The 18127-nt window shown below is 73.4% G+C and carries 15 protein-coding genes and 3 pseudogenes; 6 read left to right on the forward strand and 12 right to left on the reverse strand.

All coding sequences use genetic code 11. The annotated features are described in order from the left end of the window. Positions 1-49 precede the first annotated feature (49 nt). The 3 genes and pseudogenes from QFZ64_RS29860 to QFZ64_RS29870 form a co-directional block, all read right to left on the reverse strand. Entirely contained in the window at positions 50-1465 is a 1416-nt protein-coding gene (locus QFZ64_RS29860) for a glycoside hydrolase family 16 protein (protein WP_307070580.1), read from the reverse strand. A 367-nt stretch (positions 1466-1832) separates the two neighbouring features. Continuing rightward, positions 1833-1907 (reverse strand): annotated as a pseudogene (locus tag QFZ64_RS35460) (hypothetical protein); the annotation flags it as partial. Positions 1908-2326: 419 nt separating this feature from the next. Continuing rightward, a pseudogene (locus tag QFZ64_RS29870) lies at positions 2327-2574 on the reverse strand (IclR family transcriptional regulator C-terminal domain-containing protein); the annotation flags it as partial. Between the two features lie 143 nt (positions 2575-2717). On the opposite strand from QFZ64_RS29870, the gene QFZ64_RS29875 reads away from it, so the two are divergent. Further along, the gene (locus QFZ64_RS29875) at positions 2718-4064 is read left to right on the forward strand and encodes a 6-phospho-beta-glucosidase (protein ID WP_307070581.1); all 1347 of its coding nucleotides are present in this window, start codon (positions 2718-2720) and stop codon (positions 4062-4064) included. 47 nt (positions 4065-4111) lie between these two features. Here QFZ64_RS29875 and QFZ64_RS29880 read toward each other — a convergent pair whose 3' ends face one another. Next, positions 4112-5818 carry a carbohydrate binding domain-containing protein gene (locus QFZ64_RS29880; protein ID WP_307070582.1) on the reverse strand — a complete coding sequence of 569 codons (1707 nt, stop codon included), beginning with the start codon at positions 5816-5818 and terminating at the stop codon, positions 4112-4114. 371 nt (positions 5819-6189) lie between these two features. Here QFZ64_RS29880 and QFZ64_RS29885 point away from each other — a divergent pair, with 371 nt between their 5' ends. Then, entirely contained in the window at positions 6190-6894 is a 705-nt protein-coding gene (locus QFZ64_RS29885) for a 4'-phosphopantetheinyl transferase (protein WP_307070583.1), read from the forward strand. 9 nt (positions 6895-6903) lie between these two features. Here QFZ64_RS29885 and QFZ64_RS29890 read toward each other — a convergent pair whose 3' ends face one another. The 3 genes from QFZ64_RS29890 to QFZ64_RS29900 form a co-directional block, all read right to left on the reverse strand. Next, positions 6904-7218, reverse strand: coding sequence for a hypothetical protein (locus QFZ64_RS29890; RefSeq protein WP_373430685.1), 315 nt, complete (start codon positions 7216-7218; stop codon positions 6904-6906). A gap of 103 nt (positions 7219-7321) precedes the next feature. After that, a complete protein-coding gene (locus tag QFZ64_RS29895) occupies positions 7322-7747 on the reverse strand; it encodes a nuclear transport factor 2 family protein (RefSeq protein ID WP_307070584.1) in 426 nt (141 codons plus the stop codon). Then, complete coding sequence (locus tag QFZ64_RS29900) at positions 7744-8745, reverse strand: NADP-dependent oxidoreductase (protein WP_307071917.1); 1002 nt, start codon at positions 8743-8745, stop codon at positions 7744-7746. The genes QFZ64_RS29895 and QFZ64_RS29900 overlap by 4 nt, the downstream gene beginning before the upstream one ends. 125 nt (positions 8746-8870) lie before the next feature. On the opposite strand from QFZ64_RS29900, the gene QFZ64_RS29905 reads away from it, so the two are divergent. Further along, complete coding sequence (locus QFZ64_RS29905) at positions 8871-9746, forward strand: LysR family transcriptional regulator (RefSeq protein WP_307070585.1); 876 nt, start codon at positions 8871-8873, stop codon at positions 9744-9746. A gap of 378 nt (positions 9747-10124) precedes the next feature. Here QFZ64_RS29905 and QFZ64_RS29910 read toward each other — a convergent pair whose 3' ends face one another. Genes QFZ64_RS29910 through QFZ64_RS29925 form a run of 4 tightly spaced genes read right to left on the reverse strand, consistent with a single transcriptional unit; the run spans position 10125 to position 14122 of the window. Next, positions 10125-11552 carry an NAD(P)/FAD-dependent oxidoreductase gene (locus QFZ64_RS29910; protein ID WP_307070586.1) on the reverse strand — a complete coding sequence of 476 codons (1428 nt, stop codon included), beginning with the start codon at positions 11550-11552 and terminating at the stop codon, positions 10125-10127. Further along, positions 11545-12768 (reverse strand): MAB_1171c family putative transporter, encoded by a 1224-nt coding sequence (locus tag QFZ64_RS29915; RefSeq protein WP_307070587.1) that lies wholly within the window; start codon positions 12766-12768, stop codon positions 11545-11547. The genes QFZ64_RS29910 and QFZ64_RS29915 overlap by 8 nt, the downstream gene beginning before the upstream one ends. 21 nt (positions 12769-12789) lie before the next feature. Further along, positions 12790-13353 carry a toxin-antitoxin system, toxin component gene (locus QFZ64_RS29920; protein WP_307070588.1) on the reverse strand — a complete coding sequence of 188 codons (564 nt, stop codon included), beginning with the start codon at positions 13351-13353 and terminating at the stop codon, positions 12790-12792. A 28-nt stretch (positions 13354-13381) separates the two neighbouring features. Beyond that, the gene (locus QFZ64_RS29925) at positions 13382-14122 is read right to left on the reverse strand and encodes a helix-turn-helix transcriptional regulator (RefSeq protein ID WP_307070589.1); all 741 of its coding nucleotides are present in this window, start codon (positions 14120-14122) and stop codon (positions 13382-13384) included. A 294-nt stretch (positions 14123-14416) separates the two neighbouring features. Between QFZ64_RS29925 and QFZ64_RS29930 the strand changes: the two genes are divergently transcribed. After that, complete coding sequence (locus tag QFZ64_RS29930; protein ID WP_307070590.1) at positions 14417-15061, forward strand: hypothetical protein; 645 nt, start codon at positions 14417-14419, stop codon at positions 15059-15061. Positions 15062-15632: 571 nt separating this feature from the next. Here the strand turns inward: QFZ64_RS29930 and QFZ64_RS29935 are convergent. Beyond that, a pseudogene (locus tag QFZ64_RS29935) lies at positions 15633-15935 on the reverse strand (NADPH-dependent FMN reductase); the annotation flags it as partial. A 15-nt stretch (positions 15936-15950) separates the two neighbouring features. On the opposite strand from QFZ64_RS29935, the gene QFZ64_RS29940 reads away from it, so the two are divergent. After that, positions 15951-16541, forward strand: coding sequence for a TetR/AcrR family transcriptional regulator (locus QFZ64_RS29940; RefSeq protein WP_307071984.1), 591 nt, complete (start codon positions 15951-15953; stop codon positions 16539-16541). A 459-nt stretch (positions 16542-17000) separates the two neighbouring features. Further along, positions 17001-18002: a LacI family DNA-binding transcriptional regulator gene (locus tag QFZ64_RS29945; RefSeq protein ID WP_307070591.1), complete on the forward strand. Its 1002-nt coding sequence runs from the start codon at positions 17001-17003 to the stop codon at positions 18000-18002. The last annotated feature ends 125 nt before the right edge of the window (positions 18003-18127 follow it).

Raw genomic sequence — 18127 nt, forward strand, 5'->3', positions numbered from 1 at the left:
CCGGGGCGCGGGGAACCCGCATCCGCCCGCGCACCCGGGGGCCCCGAACTCAGTGGCCGAACGTGAACCAGTTGACGTTGACGAAGTCCGCGGGCTGGCCGCTCGTGAAGGTCAGGTAGACGTCGTGCGTCCCCGTCACCCCGCTGATGTTCGCCGGCACCGTACGCCAGCTCTGCCAGCCGCCCGTGTTCCCCAGCGCGAAACTCCCGATCGGCGCCGCGCTCCGGCTGTCCAGCCGTACCTCGACCAGACCGCTCACCCCGCTGCCGGCCCCGCTCGCGACCCGCGCCTGGAACTGGTGCGCCGCGTCCGAGCCGAACTTGACGCCCTTGTACAGCGCCCAGTCCCCGTTGGCGACCGCGCCGATGTTCTGGCCGCCACCGCTGTCGGACGTGGACTCCGTGAACGTCCCGGACTGGCTGTCGAACGACTCCGCCTGGATCGTCCCGTACGCGTCCCGGCTCCCGGGCGGCGGCGTCGTACCGCCCCCGTCACCGGAGGTCGACAGCACCTGCACGTAGTCGACGGTCATCGGGTGCCCCGGCTCGGTGCCGCCGTCCGGGCCGCCGCCGAAGGCGCCCGGGAAACCGCCGCCCATCGCGACGTTGAGAATGACGAAGTAGCCGTGGTTCGTGGCGTTCGCCCACGTCGTCGCGTCGACCTGATTGGCCCGCACGGTGTGGAAGTTGACGCCGTCGAGGTAGAACCGCACCTCCTCCGGGCTGGTCGACCTGTCCCACTCCATCGCGTACGTGTGGAACCCGGCCTGACAGGTGGTGCCGGTGCAGGAGGTCGTACCGCCGATGCCGTTGGTCTCCTTGCAGGGCCCGTCCGGGTTGACGCCGCAGTGCATCGTCGCCCAGTCGGTGTTGAGCCCCTGGACGTTCTCCATGATGTCCAGCTCGCCGACGGCCGGCCAGTTCTGGTAGTTGCCCCGGAACGGGGCGCCCAGCGTCCAGAACGCCGGCCAGTAGCCCTTGGCCGCCGCACCGGTGACGTTCGGGAGCTGGATGCGGGCCTGCACCCGCAGCTTCCCGCCCGACGGCGGCTGGAAGTCGGTGCGCCGCGTCTCGATACGGCCGGAGGTCCAGCGCCCGGAGGAGTCCCGGCGCGGGGTGATCTGTAGGTTGCCGGCGCCGTCCAGGGCGACGTTGCTGGTGCTGGAGGTCATCGTCTCGACCTCGCCGGTGCCCCAGTTGCCGGCGCCGCCGGGGTACGAAGTACCGGTGTCGTACTGCCAGTTGTTGGTGTCGACCCCGGTGCCGGCGGCACCGTTGAAGTCGTCCAGGAAGACCTGGGACCAGCCCGCCGGGGGAGTGGGCGCCGAGGCGCTGGCGGAGCCGGTGGTGGCGGTGGCCGCGGCGGCGGCCAGGCCCAGGGTGCCGACGATCGCGACGAGTGCGCGCCGCAGGGACCGGCGTCTGCGGTGGATCCGGCCGGTGCCGGAGGGGAGTGTCTCGGTCATCTGATGTATGCCTCTTCACGTACAGGGGGAGTGGGGGTACGCGGGTGGTGCATGTGCGCGCTGAGAGCGCTCTCAGCGCGCGCTCAATGTGCTCTCCGGCGCCCCGGCCGTCAAGAGGTAAAGCAAGGAAATCACCTTGCGTGCCCAGGAGTTCAAAGGATGAAGAGGGCGGTACGGGATGCACCGCCCTCCCCAGGTCAGGGTGTCCGGGACGCCGGCGAGGCAGCCGTGGCCCGGGCCGGCGTCCGGGCACCGCGCCCGCTCTCGTGTCCGCCGCCCCGCCCCGCGTGCGTCCCTGCGCAGCACGGCCGGCGGGGGTCGCCGTGAAGACCGACGAGTACGTTCCCACCACGATGCCGATGAGCAGGGCCGGCGCGAAGTCCGTCAGGGTGTCGCCGCCCGGCACCACCAGGGCCGCCGGGACCGTACGCACCGCCACCACCGGGGTCGAGCCGGGGCGCGGGTGCCGGTGTGGACCGACGCCGCGGGTGACGTCGTGGAGCCGCCGCTCACGGAGCGGGAGATCCGCCGCCGGACCGCCGGGGCCGGGATCTGCGCGGCCGTGGCGGTGGTGGTGCTCGGACGGCTCGTGTACACGGCGGGCGCGCGGGCGGTGCGGCGGCGACGGCGACGGATCGAGGTGTGGGGGCGCGAGCGGGAGCGGGTCGGGGGCCGGTGGACGTCCCGGCCGTCAGGGGACGGGGGGCCCGCGGCCCCCGCCGCCCCGGGGAGCCCCGGAGGCGGCCGGCGGCGGAAGAAGATCCCCCGCCGCGGAACCCGGATCCCGATTCCCCCCTCTTTCCGGTCGGAGGCCGCGCGGCGCACTCCCCCCGCGCCGCGCGGCCTCCGCCATGGCCGGGGCGCAGCCGGCCGCCGCCCCAGGGCCCGGCTGATGCCGAGCGCGGCCAGGCGCACGGTCGGGGTGAGCGCCGGTACGGAGGCGTCCGCCCGGGGGACGACGACCGGCACCGCCGCCGTCACCCCCCGTCCCGGCTGCGTACAGGGGCCGCCACCGACACCGCGTCCTCCGTGATCCGACGGCTGCTCACCGCCACGCCCGCCCGCCGCACCTCGGCGAGCCGCCGGCGCAGGCGGACCGGGTCGGTGACTCACTTCGGAGCCCCCTCCCCGCGATCGACCGGCAGGTGGGGTGAGCGGTGCCTCGCCGGCGAGGAAAATGCCCGGAGACTTACCCCGTACGACCTGCACGACCCGTACGACCTGCACGACCCGTACGACCCGGAAGGCCCTCATGAAACTCACCCTCCTCGGCGGCGGTGGATTCCGCGTGCCGCTCGTGCATGCCGCCCTGCTCGCCGACGAAGGTTCCCACCGCATCACCCACCTCGCCCTGCACGACCTGGACCGCGCCCGCCTCACCGCCATCACCCGGGTCCTGGCCGACCAGGCCTCCCACGCCGCTCCCGGCACTCCTCCTCTCACCGTCACCTCCACCACCGATCTCGACGAGGCCCTGCGCGGTGCGGACTTCGTGTTCTCGGCGATCCGTGTCGGCGGACTGGAGGGCCGCGCCGAGGACGAGCGCGTCGCGCTCGCGGAGGGGGTCCTCGGACAGGAGACCGTCGGCGCGGGCGGCATCGCGTACGGTCTGCGCACCGTACCCGTGGCCACCGACATCGCCCGCCGCGTCGCCCGCCTCGCCCCCGACGCCTGGGTCATCAACTTCACCAACCCGGCGGGGCTGGTCACCGAGGCGATGTCCCGTCAGCTCGGTTCGCGTGTCATCGGCATCTGCGACTCACCCGTCGGCCTCGGCCGCCGTATCGCCCGCACGCTCGGCGCCGACCCCGAGGAGGCGTGGATCGACTACGTCGGCCTCAACCACCTCGGCTGGGTCCGCGGCCTGCGCGTCGCCGGGCGCGACGAACTGCCGCGCCTGCTCGAGGACCCCGAGCTGCTCGGCTCCTTCGAGGAGGGAAAGCTCTTCGGCCCCGACTGGCTGCGCTCCCTCGGCGCGATCCCCAACGAGTACCTGCACTACTACTACTTCAACCGGGAGACCGTCCGCGCCTACCAGGAGGTGGAGAAGACCCGGGGCGCCTTCCTCCTCGGCCAGCAGGCCGACTTCTACGCCCGGGCGGCCCGCCCGGACACCCCCGCCCTCGACCTGTGGGACCGCACCCGCGCCGAACGCGAGGCCACCTACATGGCGGAGAACCGGGAGTCCGCGGGTGCCGGCGAGCGCGCCGCGGAGGACCTCTCCGGCGGCTACGAGAAGGTCGCCCTCGCCCTGATGCGGGCCATCGCCCGCGACGAGCGCGCCACGCTGATCCTCAACGTCCGCAACGGCACCACGCTGTCCGTGCTGGACGCCGACGCCGTCATCGAGGTGCCCTGCCTGGTCGACGCGAACGGCGCCCACCCGGTCGCCGTCGACCCGCTGCCCGGCCATGCCACCGCCCTGGTCTGCGCGGTGAAGGCGGTCGAGCGCGAGGTACTGGCGGCGGCCGAGTCCGGGTCCCGTACGACCGCGGTGAAGGCGTTCGCCACGCACCCGCTCGTCGACTCGGTCAACGTGGCCCGCCGGCTGGTGGAGGGGTACACCGCCGTCCACCCGGGGCTGGCCTACCTGCGATAGGGGGATGGGGGTACCCCGGGCGGGGTACCCCCTCACGGTCGGTCCGGTCAGCCCTTGAAGCCGGCCGTGATCGAGGTGAACTGCCAGTCGCTCTGGGAGATCCCGGAGCAGTTGCTGACCACTCCGCCGCCCGCGCACGGCCGGTCACGGTTGACCGCCCAGTACGCCAGCCGCGCGATGTGGTGCGAGTTGGCCCAGTCGCGGATCGAGGTCCAGATCGCCGGGGTGGTGGTCTCCTGCTGGTCGGAGAGACCGTTCATGCCGGAGATGCCGATGTGGGAGTAGGCGGTGGCGTCGTCCCACCCGAAGGTCGACTTCAGCTTGGCCTTCAGGCCCTCGGCGGCGTTCACCGTGTTGCCGTACATGTCCGAGCCGCCGCCGAAGTCGAACGGCATGACGGTGAAGACGTCGATGCCGGCGTCCAACGACTTGGCCTGCTCGATGAGCCGGTTGCCGTAGTAGCTCGGTCCGGTCGTCGTGGTGCCGAAGGTGACGATGGTCCTGAGGCCGGGGTTGTTCGCCTTGACGGTCTTCAGCGCGGTGAGGATACGCGCCTGCACGGCCTCGTTCTCGAACTCGTCGGTGTTCTCGATGTCCATGTCGATCGCCTTGAGCGAGTAGGCGTCGATCACCTTCTGCAGGGCTCCGGCGAGCGCGCCCGCGGAGGAGCAGTTGGCGCCGAGTTTGCTGCCCTGCCAGCCGCCGAACGAGGGCACGATGTCGCCGCCGGCCGAGCGGATCTGGTTGATGGTGCTCTGGTCGACGCCGCCGGTCAGCGGCCGGTTGCCGTCCCAGGCCGGGTTGCAGCCGCCCGAGTCGAGCATGAACGCCATCGTGTACCACTTGACGCCGGTCGCGCTCATCACCGAGGCCGCGTTCGGCGGGTCGCCCCAGCCGAGGTAGAGGTAGGGCGCGGCCTGCTTGAAGCCGGTGCCGGTGCCGGTGCCCGCGCTGGTCGTGACGCTCACTGAGTTGGAGGCCGCCGAGGTGTTCCCGGCCGCGTCCCGCGCCTTGACGGTGAAGGTGTAGGCGGTGCTCGGCGACAGCCCGCCGACGGTGGCGCTCGTCCCGGAGACGCTGAGCACCTGGTTGCCGCCGCTGTAGACGTCGTAGCCGGTGACGCCCACGTTGTCGGACGCCGCCGACCAGGACAGCGAGACGCTGGAGGAGGTCTTGCCGGTGGAGGTCAGGTTCGACGGCGCGCTGGGCGCCTGGGTGTCGGAACTGCCGCCGCCCGGGCCGTCGAGCGAGATGTCGTCGGCGTAGTAGGTGCCCTGCGCGTACCAGCCGTGGACGTACAGCTTGACGCTGGTCTGCGAGGCGCCGGTGGTGAACGGCACCTTGAGCTGGGTGTACGCGGAAGGGGAGGAGGCCCAGGTGGAGGCGCCGCCGTCGACACCGAGGTACACGTAGGAGCCGCGCACCCAACCGCTCAGCGTGTACGCGGTGTTGGGCTGCACGGACACGGTCTGGGTGCACTGGGCGTTGTCGTCGGAGGTGACCGCGCCCGCGAGGGCCTTGGAGCCGCCGTGCACCGGGGAGGACACGACGGAGCCGAGGTTGCCGGAACAGGACCAGGGGGAGAGGGAACCCGACTCGAAGCCGGGGTTGGACAGGACGTTGGCCGCGTGGGCCGTGCCGGGCACCGCGACGGCCCCGGCGAAGGCCAGCGCGGCGGAGCCGAGCACGGCGACGAGGGCGCGTCTGGAACGCGCGAGGAAACCTGACGGGGGTGACGAGGGACGAGTACGCACGCGATCTCCCTGCGGGGAATGGGGAATTCGGGAGTGCCGGGGTGGTGCGGAGGTCGTGCGGTGTGATGCGGGGTCGCACGGTGCCGCGCGGTGTCGCGCGAGGCGTGCGCTCTCAAATTTGGTATGGACCAATTGCGGCGTCAAGAGTGCTGACGGAGATTGGTCCGGACCGGCGGGCCGGAACGGGTGACCGCTCGTCCCCTCCCCGCAACGTCTCTTCCGCTCACGGTGGTTGCGCGGTCCGTCACCGCACTCACCTGGACCCCGGGGCGGCGCCCCGCATGGGCTACGGTCGGTGCCGTCGGCCGGGTGCCGTCGGCCGGGTGCCGCGCGGGGAGGAAGAGCCTCGCGGCGTTGGGGAGGGAGAACCGGTGATCGAGGAGTTGCTTCCGGAGGCGGTCGTCGCCGTGGAGGCGTTCGGCGCCGAGGCCGCCGTCGACGACGCGCCGCTGTACCCCGAGGAGCGGGCCGTCGTCGCCCGCGCGGTCGCCAAGCGACGGCGGGAGTTCACGGCGGTACGGCTGTGCGCGCGGCGCGCGATGGAGAAGCTGGGCGTGGAGCCGCGGCCGGTGCTGCCCGGTGAACGCGGGGCGCCGCGCTGGCCGGAGGGAATCCTCGGCAGCATGACCCACTGCACCGGCTACTGCGCGGCGGCCCTGGTCCGCGCCACGGAACTGGCCTCGCTCGGCATCGACGCCGAACCGCACGAGGCACTGCCCGAGGGGGTGCTCGGCGCGGTCGCGGCGCCCGGCGAGCGTGAGCGGGTGCGCGCGCTGTCGGCGGCGCACCCGTCCGTGCACTGGGACCGCCTGCTGTTCAGCGCCAAGGAAGCGGTGTACAAGGCCTGGTACCCGCTGACCGGGCGGTGGCTGGACTTCCAGGAGGCGGACCTGGAGATCCGGCCGCCCTCCGACGGCGGAACGACCGGCGGCTTCCGCGCGACGCTGCTCGTGCCGGGCCCCCGGGTCGGCGACCGCGTCGTACGGGCCTTCGACGGCCGGTGGGCCGTGGGGCAGGGGCTGCTGGCGACAGCGGTGGCGGTGCCGCACGGGCGCGCGCCCGGCCACACCGCCTGACCGGACCGTTCAGCCGCCGTCCCGGCCCCGCTCCGGACCCCGGGACTGACCCCGGCACCGCGCCTCACCCCGGTCCGACGGGTCGAGGGCCGTGCACCAGCCGCTCAGCAGCCGGAAGAACTCGGCGTCGGTACCCGGAAGTCCGGCGGCGGCCAGCGCCTGGTCCGCCTCCGCCAGCACCCCGGGGGGCACGAGGGGCGGCGGCGCGGAGCCGCCGCCCGGCGCCGGCGGGGGATCGTCCAGCGCGGCACGCACGGTGTGCAACAGCCGCACATACGCCTGGACGGCGGAGCGCTGACGGCCGGTCAGTACGGTGCTGGGCATGGTCCATCTCTCCCCGGTGTCGACCACGACGGACCCGACCAGCTTGCCGTGCGCCACTGACAACGGGGGCGCCGCGGCGCGCCCCCGCGGCGGAGATTCCGCGCTACAGGGGGTTGTCCAGGGCCAGGGTCAGCTCGGCGATCCGCCACGCACCGCCGGACCGGCGCAGACCGAACGTGTAGACCCCGGTCGACAGCGTCCGGACGTTGCCGCCGGTGTTCTCCGTCTGCAGCAGATAGGCCCGCACCTCGGCAGCGTCGGCGGTGCCGGTCCCGGTGTCGGCGTCGGCGTCCGCCGTGGTGACCAGGACGTTGCCGAGGTGGTGCCGCACCTTCCCGGTCCGGGCCGCGTGCTCACGGACGAAGTCGAGCACCGCCGCCCGCCCGGCGACCGGGCCGAGGGCTCCCCGCCCGGGCATCGTGAAGGTCCAGGTGGTGTCCTCGGTCAGGACCGCCTCCAGCGCGGGAACGTCCGACTCGTCCAGGGCGTGGGCGTAGGCCGCCACCACCTGCTGGAGCTCGGCGCTCACGACGCGGCCACCGTCAGTACGATCTTGCCCTGGATGTGGCCCTGTCCGGCGCGCGTGTGCGCGCTGCCCGCCTCGGACAGCGGGTAGGTGCTGTCCACGCCGACCCGAAGCGCGCCCTCGTCGAACAGGCGCCCGGCCTCGGCGAGTTGGGGGCCGTTGGCGCGCACCTGGATGTTCGAGACGGTGATGCCCAGCCGCGCTGTCTCCGCCGGGTCGAACTCGGCGAAGAACACCGGCAGCATGGTGCCGCCGCGCTTGAGCACGTGCAGGAAGCGTCCACTGCGCGGACCCCCGACGGTGTCGATCACCACGTCGACGTCGCGGACCACGTCCGTGACCTCCGTCGTGGTGTAGTCGACGAACTCGTCGGCACCGAGTTCGCGCAGGAACGTCTCGTGCCGGCCCGAGGCCACAGCGATCACGCGCGCCCCCTTCCACTTGGCCAACTGCACGGCGAAGTGGCCCACGCCGCCGGCGGCGCCGTTGACCAGCACGGTCGTCCCCGGAGCGAGGGGCACCGGCGCGTGCACCCGGCCGGTGAAGGGCGACGGCACGTCGTGACCGAGGTCGATCAGGAACTGCCAGGCGGTGAGCAGGGCCATCGGCGCCCCGGCCGCCTCCACGTGATCGAGCGCGGCGGGCTTGTGCGCCAGGTCCGAGGCCGGCGCGGCCACGTACTCGGCGTACGTCCGGCCGTCGAAACCGGGGAACCGCAGCATGCCGTGGACCTCGTCACCGACGGCGAACCCCGTCACGTCCGGGGCGACCGCCTCGACCACGCCCGACATGTCCGTGCCGGGGATCAGCGGGAACTCCAGCACGGGCCGCAGCTCGGGCGGCATCACCTTCATCCCCTCGCGCAGGTACCAGTCGGGGGGATTGATCCCCACCGCGCGCACCCGGACGAGCACCTCGCCGGGACCGATCGCGGGAACCGGCACCTCCTCGTACCGCAGGACCTCCGGGCCGCCCGCTTCGTGGAACTGGATCGCCTTCATCACGCCTGTCGCTTTCCGTGGTGGGGAACCTTGCCTCTCCAGTCAAGGCCCGGCACCGCGCGGGCGTCCAAGACCTGTCCGGCAACCCCCTCATTCCGAAACGGCATGACCCGTACGCTGGAGGGGTGAACGATCCCGGACAGGACCTGGACCTGCGACTCGTGCGCTACTTCACCGTGGTGGCGGCGCACCGGCACTTCGGCCGGGCCGCCGCCGACCTGCACGTGGCCCAGCCGGCCCTGAGTCGCCAGATCCAGCGGCTGGAGAAGCATCTCGGGACCCGGCTGCTGGACCGCACCCCACGGGGTGCCCGGCTCACCCCGGCCGGCGAGGAGTTCCTCCCCTGGGCCGAGGCCCTGCTGCGGGCCGCCCGCCAGGCCGAGCGGGCCGTGCGGGAGACGGCCGGGGCCGCACGCCTCGCGGTCGGCTACGTCGAGGACCTGGTCATCACCGACGCGGTCCGGGAACTGCGCAGCCGGCACCCGCACGCCGAGATCGTCACCCGGTACCTGAACTGCCGTGACGTCGGGGCGCTGACCGAGCACCGCATCGACGCCCTGATCGCGCGGGCCCCGCTGCCCTTCGCCGAGGACGAGGTGTCCACCGTCCCGCTGTACGAGGAGCCCCGGATGCTCGTCGTCCCGCGCGGGCACCCCCTCGCCGCCCGGGCGTCGGTGACGGCGGACGAACTGGCCGGCGAGGAGGCGATGCCGTGCGCGTTCGAGACCGAGGACTGGACCTCCTACCGGATCCTCGGGGCCTCGGTGCCGGCGATCGAGACCTACGAGGACAAGCTGGAGCTCGTCGCGAGCGGCCGGGCGATCGGCGTGCTGCCGATCGGTGACCGGCGCAGCTCGCTCCGCCCCGACCTGGTCACCGTCCCGCTCGAAGGGGCTCCCCCCAGCCAGGTCGTCCTGGTCAGCCGCAAGGACGACCCGAATCCCATGATCGACGCGCTTCGGGCGGCGGCCGGCGCCGCACTGACGGCACCGACGCTCTGACGGCATCGGCATCGACCTCGGCATCGGCATCGACCTCGGCATCGGCACACGGCATCGGCACCGCACCGGTGCTTCGGCCGTACCAGTGCTTCGGGAGCCTCCCCGCTGGGGCGCCGGGGTGGAGCCGGGCCGCCCCGCGGCTTGACCGCCAGGGACCGCCCCGCTCCGAGCCGCCCCGCCCCGGGCGCCGAGTGGGGCTCACGACGCGCGCGCCGCCCGATGCCTGTCCCGCATCGGGCGCCGCGTACCGCGTCCCGCGCGCTCGGCACTCCGTCCCACGCACCCCGTACCGCGTCCCGCGCCGCTCCCGCCCGGTACCGCATCCCCCGCACGCCCGTCCCGCGCGCCGCCCTCGTCCGGTCACCCGTCGCCCCGGACTCACACCGGCCGGTCCGACCCCCCGCGCACCGCTCCCCACTCCGCCTCGGTCAGCGGCGGCTCCGTGAGCCGCCGCTGCCGGGGGCCGCGCAGTACGGCTGCCAGCACCGCCGGCCGCACCAGTTCCGACACCGGCTTCGACAGTGTCACCACGTCGAAGAAGGCCCGCGCCACCAGCGGCCGCCCCGTCGCCGTCAGCATCAACCGGTTCACGTACGCACCCAGCAGCCGGTTGCCCAGCCCCGGGGCCGTGCCGATCGCCCCGGGGTAGTGGATGTCCGTGCTCGTCGCCAGCTCCCACGCCGTCGCCACCGGCCGGGCCACCGCCCGCTGCACCCGCCGCGACAGCCCCGCCGTGCCGAGCCCGCCCCGGGCCACCTCGTCCCGCAGCGCGAGGGCGCCCTGCGCGGCGACCGACAGCCCGTGCCCGTAGACGGGGTTGTACGTGGCGACGGAGTCGCCGATCGCGACGAACCCCTCCGGCCAGTCCTTGACCTTCTCGTAGTACCGCCGCCGGTTGATCGTGCTGCGGGTGACCACGGGCTCCGACAGCGGCTCCGCGTGCGCGATCAGTTCGCCCACCACCGGGTGCCGCACACTGTCTCGCGCGAACTTCTCGAACTCCTCGGCCGAGGCGGGCGGTTCACCGCCCCGCGTGCCCGACAGCGTCACCAGCCACCGCCCGCCCTCGACGGGCTCTATGGTCGTGGTCCGCCCCGGCACCGGAACCGTCGCGTCCGACTGCACGTTGACCAGCGGGAACTCCTCCGTGCCCGCAGGTGCGCGGTAGAGCCGGCTGGAGTAGGCGAGCCCGGAGTCGACCTCCTCCATCGGCGCGTCCGCCACGCCCAGTTCGCCCAGCCACCGCTGCGCCCGGGAGCCGCGCCCGGCGGCGTCGACGACGAGGTCGGCGGGGAGCACCCGTTCCTCGCCGTCCGTCGCCCGCACCCGTACGCCCGTCACCCGGTCCGCGTCGCCCTCCAGCGACAGCAGCTCGGCCCGCTGCACCACGGTGACCCGGGGGCCCTTCACCACCCGCTCGCGCACCACCCAGTCCAGCAGGTCCCGACTGCACGCGATCATGAACTGCATCTCCGGCCACCGCCGGAACCAGCCGCGCGGCTGCATCGACACCAGCCCCGTCGGCAAGGAGATCCGTCGAGCCCCGCCGGCCAGCCACGCCTCGGTCACCCCCGGCAGCAGCTCCTCCATCGCCCGGACGCCACCGGACCAGATGACGTGCACGTGCCGGGCCTGCGGCAGTCCCTTGCGCGGCTCGGGGCCCTCGGGCAGCGCGTCGCGCTCGACGACGGTGACCTCGGCGTGCGCGCTCAGCGCGGTGGCGGCGAGCATGCCGGCCATACCACCGCCGATCACGACGGCCCGACGGGGCGCGGCACCGCGGGGGGTGCCGACGGGTTCACTCATGGAGATCGCTTCCTGACCTGGTGGCGGTCCGTCCCCGGACGGCCGCGACGACGGGTGACTGACGCAGGGCGAGGGACATCCGCACGAGGTCGCGGGGGCCGTCGTGGGAAGCGGGAGGGGCCGGGTCGGCGGGGGTGTGGCGGGCATCGGCGGCGCCGGCCGCGTCGATCATTCTGCCCTCCGGATCGGCGGCCCGGGCCCGCACGGCGGCCGCCACCATCGCCGCGTCGGCCTCGGCCCGCGCCTGCTCCGGGTCCGCACCCGAGGCCAGCGCCGCGTCCCGGGCGCGCAGGCGCAGCTCGGCGTCGAAGTAGGGGTACAGGCCGAGCATTCCGTCGTGGATGTCGGACTCCCGTTGGATCACCCGGAGTTCGGCCGGCGACCACCAGGCGATCCGCACGCCCCGGTGCGACCGGGCGGCGACCGGCCGCAGTTCGCGCCACAGGGGGCCGAGCCGGCGGTACGTGGCCCAGGTCTGCCAGCTGTCCCCGGCCCGGCGGCAGGCCAGCGGGACGCAGAAGCCGACCGCGCTGATCTGCGCCCCCGCGGAGGCCAGCACCGGCGCCCAGTCACTGCTCAGATAGTCCAGGTCGGCCCCGCGCCACCGGGCGATCACCGCGGTGAACTTGGTCGCCAGGTACGCCAGATTGCACAGATAGCCGACGACGATGATGAGCAGCCCGACCCGCAGCCAGCCGCGCACCCGCAGCGCCCAGCGCCCGCACATGATGTTCATCGCGACGCCCGCCACCGTCAGCGCCACCAGGTAGAGCACGATCAGCTCGCGGATGTACGGCGTGCGCGCGTAGTACGTGTCGAAGTCCCGCAGCCGCTCCACCGGCGCGCTGCCCAGCACGAACAGCGTGATCAGGGCGGCGATCACCACGCCGTACCCGGCGATGATCCACCGGTTGACGCGGCGGGTCCGGGCCGGCGGACCGCCGCGCCAGTTGACCATCAGGACGAGGCAGGACGCGCTGAACGCGCCGAGCAGGCAGTACACCAGTGGCGCCGAGAAGTTCGCGATCCCGGTCCACTCGTTGACCTGTGCGATCGTCGGCGGTGCGGCGAAGCAGAAGACCAGCCCGGCCAGCGCGAGCAGTACGCACACCGAGCGCAGCAGCGGATCGCGCCACGCGCGCAGCAGCGCGGGCGCCTTCACGGTGAGCGCCACCGCCATCGCGGCGGAGGGAAGGTAGTAGCCGGAGCCGTCCATCGTGTCGGTGCGTCAGTCCCCTCAGCCCTGTGGCCCGCGGTAGCCCAGCGACGCCTCGATGCGGCCGGCCAGATCGTCACGGCGCGCAGGGCCCCGCATGGGCGAACCGGCCAGCCACCTGCGGCACTTGCTGGCCAGCAGCAGACCGAAGCTCTCGGCGTCCTTCTCGTGCGCCAGGTCGAACCGGGTGCGGGCGGCCACCGAGTGGACGGTCACCGACTGGACGGTGGCCTGCAGGTCGGCGGTGTCACTCAGTAATCGCGCGGCGACGGCGGCGCCCTCCACGTGATGCCCGTGGTGTCCGGCACTCATGTGCCACAGCTCGTGGCCCAGAATCACCAACTGGTGGTCGGGGGCGGTGCGTTCCTCGACGACGACGAGGTCCTGCTCGGCCATGTCCAGCCACAGCCCGCTGGCCGTGCCGGGCGGGAAGACGGCGGTACGGAACCGCACGGGCCGGCCGCGCCGCCGGCTCATGCCGGAGCACAGCGCCGCGTACAGCGCGGCGGGATCCGCCGGCGCCGGGAGCGTGAGCTCCGCGACGAGTTCGCCGCACAGACGGCGCATGTCCCTGCCAATCCCCATGGTCGGTCTCCCCCTTCCCCCTCCCGGCTCAGGACTCGGGCCGCTTGACGCTCTCCAGGAGCATGTCCAGCCACTCCGCGACCTTGTCGCGGTGCTCGTCGGTGGGCAACTGCGCGGCCCGCCAGGCGATGCCGCGCACGCCGTGGTCCAGCAGCAGCCGCTCCAGCGGATCGTGCCCGGCGGCGGGCGGAGCGCCCGCGGCGGCCTCTCCCGCGAGGGGTGCGCCCTCCCGCTCCGTACGGGCCCGGTCGGCGCCCACCTGGGCGGCGGGGCCCGCGCCCTCCCGGTCCGCGAGCTGCTGGAGCAGCTCCTGCTCGACGTGCTGGAGGGCGGTGGCGAGGGCGTCCGGGTCGTCGGCGGTCAGGAAACCGGCGTGCACGCGGAAGAAGCGCTGGATGGCGTCGCAGTGCTCCATCGTGGGGCGGCGGTCACCGTTGATCAGCGCGCCCGCCTGCTGCCGTGACATGCCCGCGCCGTCCGCGATCTCCTGCTGGGTGTACTTGCGACCGTTCGGTTTCAGCCGGGTGCGGCGCAACAGGTCCAGCCGCCGCAGGAACCGGGCCTGCAGGTCGGGTTCGCCCGCGGGACGCCCCGCGAGCAGCGCCTTCACCACGGAGTCCGGGACGCCCGACGCCGCGGAGAGCCGGCTGGTGTCGAACACCTGGGCGTGCGGCACGCCGAGGCGGTCGGCGAGGGCGGTGACCCGGGTCACGACGGCCGGCAGCGGACCCGTGGCCGTGGCGCCCGGAACCTCGAAGCCATCCGTCACCGACCCAACTCCCACGTCTCTCAGGCCGTTTCCTCAGCGCGCTCCCAGGAAGGCCGGGTATGAACAGGGGCGACCCGTGCCGGGTGTCCCGAACCCCCGGAGAGTAACGGCTCTTTCGAACCCGCATCCAGGTCTCGCCACAACTGTGGCGAGATCCGGCCGTCCATGGCCCGAGAATGCCACGATAGTTGACATGCGTCGGCGGTCCCCCCGAGGATCGGGGCTCCGCGTGACGGCGGGTGAGCGGGACCGGCCGCAGAGTGCGGGACCCAGGGCAAGAGGGGTGACCTCCCGATGGTGCAGCAGGCAGGGGGACAGCGGTCGGCGTCGCGGTCCGTCCCCGGGCGTCCCGTTTCCCCCGGCGTTCGCGCGTATCTGCGGGACTACGCGGCGCTGTTGGAGTCCACGCCCTTCCCGTCGGTCCTCCACGACCACCGCTGGGACGTCGTGCTCGCCAACTCCGCGTACGAGGAGCTGTTCGCGGAGGTCTCCCCGCACCCCACGGCCATGCCGGGCGACAACCTGCTGCGGTTCGTGCTGTTCCATCCGGACGCGGGGCGGGTGCTCGGCGAGCACGAGTCGAGCTGGTGCCTGCCGATGCTCGCCGACTTCGCGTCAGCGGTGGAACGGCACGGACCCGACCGTGGCTTGCAGGCGATCAGGCGGGAGATCGCGCAGGACCCCATCATGGACGTCGCCTACCGGCACGGGGTGCCGCACTGGCTGCGGGTGGCGGGGGCGGAGGCGGGTGAGCCCGACGGGGCGGTGCGGCCGTTGCACCACCCGGACCCCCGGTGGGGCGGAGTGTGCCGGGTCGTGGGGGAGACGCCGCGGACGTTGCGGGAGGCGGGGTACGCGCGGTTGACGCTGGTGTTGCGGGAGGCGGCGGGGCGGGCGGGAGCGGCCCGGCTGAGGGTCGTCCCGGCCACGGAGGGCTGAACGCCCTCCGGCTCCCCCCTCACGAGAGCTGGGCCCCGGCTCCGTCGACGTTCAGGTCGCCGACGGCGCCGGGGCCCCGGGGCCGGTTCGGGCGGGAGCCCCCTGGCGGGCGGGACGCCTGGGAGCTCGGGGGCGCCTGTGGGTGGGCGGGTGCGGGTTCGACGACGGGCCCGGTGCCCCGGCCGTACATCCCGGCGGTGTCGAAGAAGGCGACGCCCGGTCGTGGGCGCGGCGGAGGGCGGCGACGCCGGCCTCCGCGTCGGTGGGTCCGTAGGCCATCGTCAGGCCCATCGCGCCGTAGCCGATCGCCGCGACCTCCAGGCCCTGGCTTCGAAGCGTCCGGTTCTGCATGGTGTGCTCCTCCGGAAGGAACCGCCAAGTGACTCATCGATGAAAGGCCCTTGTGCGCGGTACGCCTCGCGCGTCCTGTCGCCGGGTCGAACGACGCTGTTGGGCACGCCTGCCGGCATGACCCTCTGGACCGGGGCAGCCCCCAGCCGTGTCCTCCTGGTGCGGAGTCGCCTTCGCCCGTGCGGGGCGGGGCTGCCGGGGCGGTTCACGGACGGTTGTGTCAGTGCGTCGCGGCGGTCAGCCCGGCGCGGTGGATCCGGGTGTGCTCGGCGACGCGCCGGCCGAGGTGGCGGGCGGTGTTCAGGTCTGCGTCATGGACCTCGGGTGTGTCGTTGAAGCTCTGTGCGCCGGCGCCGAGGTAGAAGCCGAGGCGGTTGTGGTCCTGGGGGCTGGACGTGGTGGTGTTCCAGCCCGGCAGGAGGTTCAGGCTCACCCAGAGCATTCCGTGCTGGGCAGCCAGGAGCGAGAGGTACTGCAGGGTGTGCAGCTTGTCCCCGCTCATGGAGCCGGAGTTGGTGAATCCCCCGCGCTCTACAGGATGTTCGACGACAAGGACGGACTCCTGGCCGAGCTGGCCGCCTACGGGTTCGAGAGGTATCTGGCCGAGAAGCGGGAGGCGCTGGCGCTGACCCCGGACGACCCGGTGGCAGACCTCTATCGCGGCTGGGACCTGCACGTCGACTTCGGACTGCGGCACCCCGCGTTCTACATGCTCATGTACGGCACTGTGCGGCCCGGGCGGCGGCCCCCCGCCGCGGACGAGGCGCACGCCCTGCTGGTGAGACTGCTGCGCCGCGTGGCCGAGGCCGGGCGCCTTCGGATTCCTGTGGGACAGGCGACCCGCGTCATCCACGCGGCGACGACGGGTGCCACGCTGGCACTGATCGGCGAAGCGCCCTCGCAGCGGGACCTGACCACTTCGGCGCGGCTGCGGGACACCGTCATCGCCTCCGTCACCACGGGCGAGCTCGTCTCGTCCGGGTCGGACCTGGCCTCGCGCGCGCTCGCCCTCGACGCGGCACTGGAAACCGCGCTCACCATCGGGCCCCCTGTCGCGGAGGCCGCGGTGCCCCTGAGAGCCACGGAGACAGCTCTGCTGCGCGAATGGCTGCAGCATCTGGCAGGCTGAACCGGACGCGTGCGGACCAGGGCCGGGCTCGGGCGTCCGGCCGCCGGCGCGGCCCAGGACGCGACCGGCGGCCGGACTGTCCGGCTTCGCGGCTGGACGCCCGCGTACGGCCGGCGTCGCTGACCGCGCCGACTGCCTGTGAGCCTTTCGCTCGGCCGGCCCGAGGCGGACTTTCGCCCCGCGGACCCCGGCCGCGCGCCCCGCAGGGCCCCGGTCCCGAAGGGTGCCAGGGCCTTCGGCCGCCTTCGTCCTCGTCGTTTTGGACGTTGTCCGGCGGGGGCCCGCAAGCGGCGCGGGGGACCGCGCGGCAAGCCGCAGCGGACCCGCACCCGCCCACGTACCGGTTACCGCCCACCCCCTCTCCGGGGGCGCGGGGAGCTCCGCCCCCGTCGGGCGCGCCGCCAGGCTTTGCGTAGCGTTGCGCAAGCTGCTTGCGCGGCTTGCGTTATCCTTGCGGGCATGACACGTCGTCTCGCCGAGGTCGCGAAAAAGGTCGGGGTCAGTGAAGCCACCGTCAGCCGCGTGCTGAACGGAAAGCCGGGGGTGTCCGAGGCCACCCGGCAGTCCGTGCTGTCCGCCCTCGACGTCCTCGGGTACGAGCGCCCCACCCAGCTCCGCGGCGAACGCGCCCGCCTCGTCGGTCTCGTCCTCCCCGAGCTGCAGAACCCGATCTTCCCGGCGTTCGCCGAGGTGATCGGCGGCGCCCTCGCACAGCTCGGCCTGACCCCCGTGCTGTGCACGCAGACCAAGGGCGGCGTCTCCGAGGCCGACTACGTCACCCTGCTGCTGCAGCAGCAGGTCTCCGGCGTCGTCTTCGCCGGCGGTCTGTACGCCCAGGCCGACGCCCCGCACGACCACTACCGCCAGCTCGCCGAGCGCAACATCCCCGTCGTCCTGGTGAACGCCGCCATCGCCCGCCTCGGCTTCCCCGCCGTCTCCTGCGACGACGCCGTCGCCGTCGAGCAGGCCTGGCGCCACCTGGCCTCCCTCGGGCACGAGCGGATCGGCCTGGTCCTCGGCCCCGCCGACCACATGCCCTCCGCGCGCAAGCTCGCCGCCGCCCGCGCGGTGGCCGGCGACGCGCTGCCCGACGACGCCGTCGCCCGCGCCATCTTCTCCATCGAGGGCGGCCACGCGGCCGCGACCAAGCTCATCGACCGCGGCGTCACCGGGTTCATCTGCGCCTCCGACCCGCTCGCCCTCGGCGTCATCCGTGCCGCCCGCCGCCGCAGGCTGGACGTCCCCGGCGACATCTCCGTAGTCGGTTACGACGACTCCGCGCTGATGAACTGCACCGAACCGCCGCTGACCACCGTGCGCCAGCCCATCGACGCCATGGGCAAGGCCGCCGTGGAGCTGCTCAACGCGCAGATCGCGGGCACCTCCGTCCCCGCCGACGAACTGCTGTTCGAGCCGGAACTGGTGGTGCGCGGTTCTACCGCGCAGGCCCCTCGATCCTGACCATCGTCGAATCGATTCACTCGACAGCAGCTCAGATCCACGCGCCTGTCGAATAATTGCAAAGTTCGCGCGATGTATTGCGCGGCCCCTCTCCCGGTGCTTGAGTGTGCGTCGCCAGACACGGG

The sequence above is a fragment of the Streptomyces sp. B3I8 genome (assembly GCF_030816915.1).
In the GTDB taxonomy this organism is placed as follows: Bacteria; Actinomycetota; Actinomycetes; order Streptomycetales; family Streptomycetaceae; genus Streptomyces.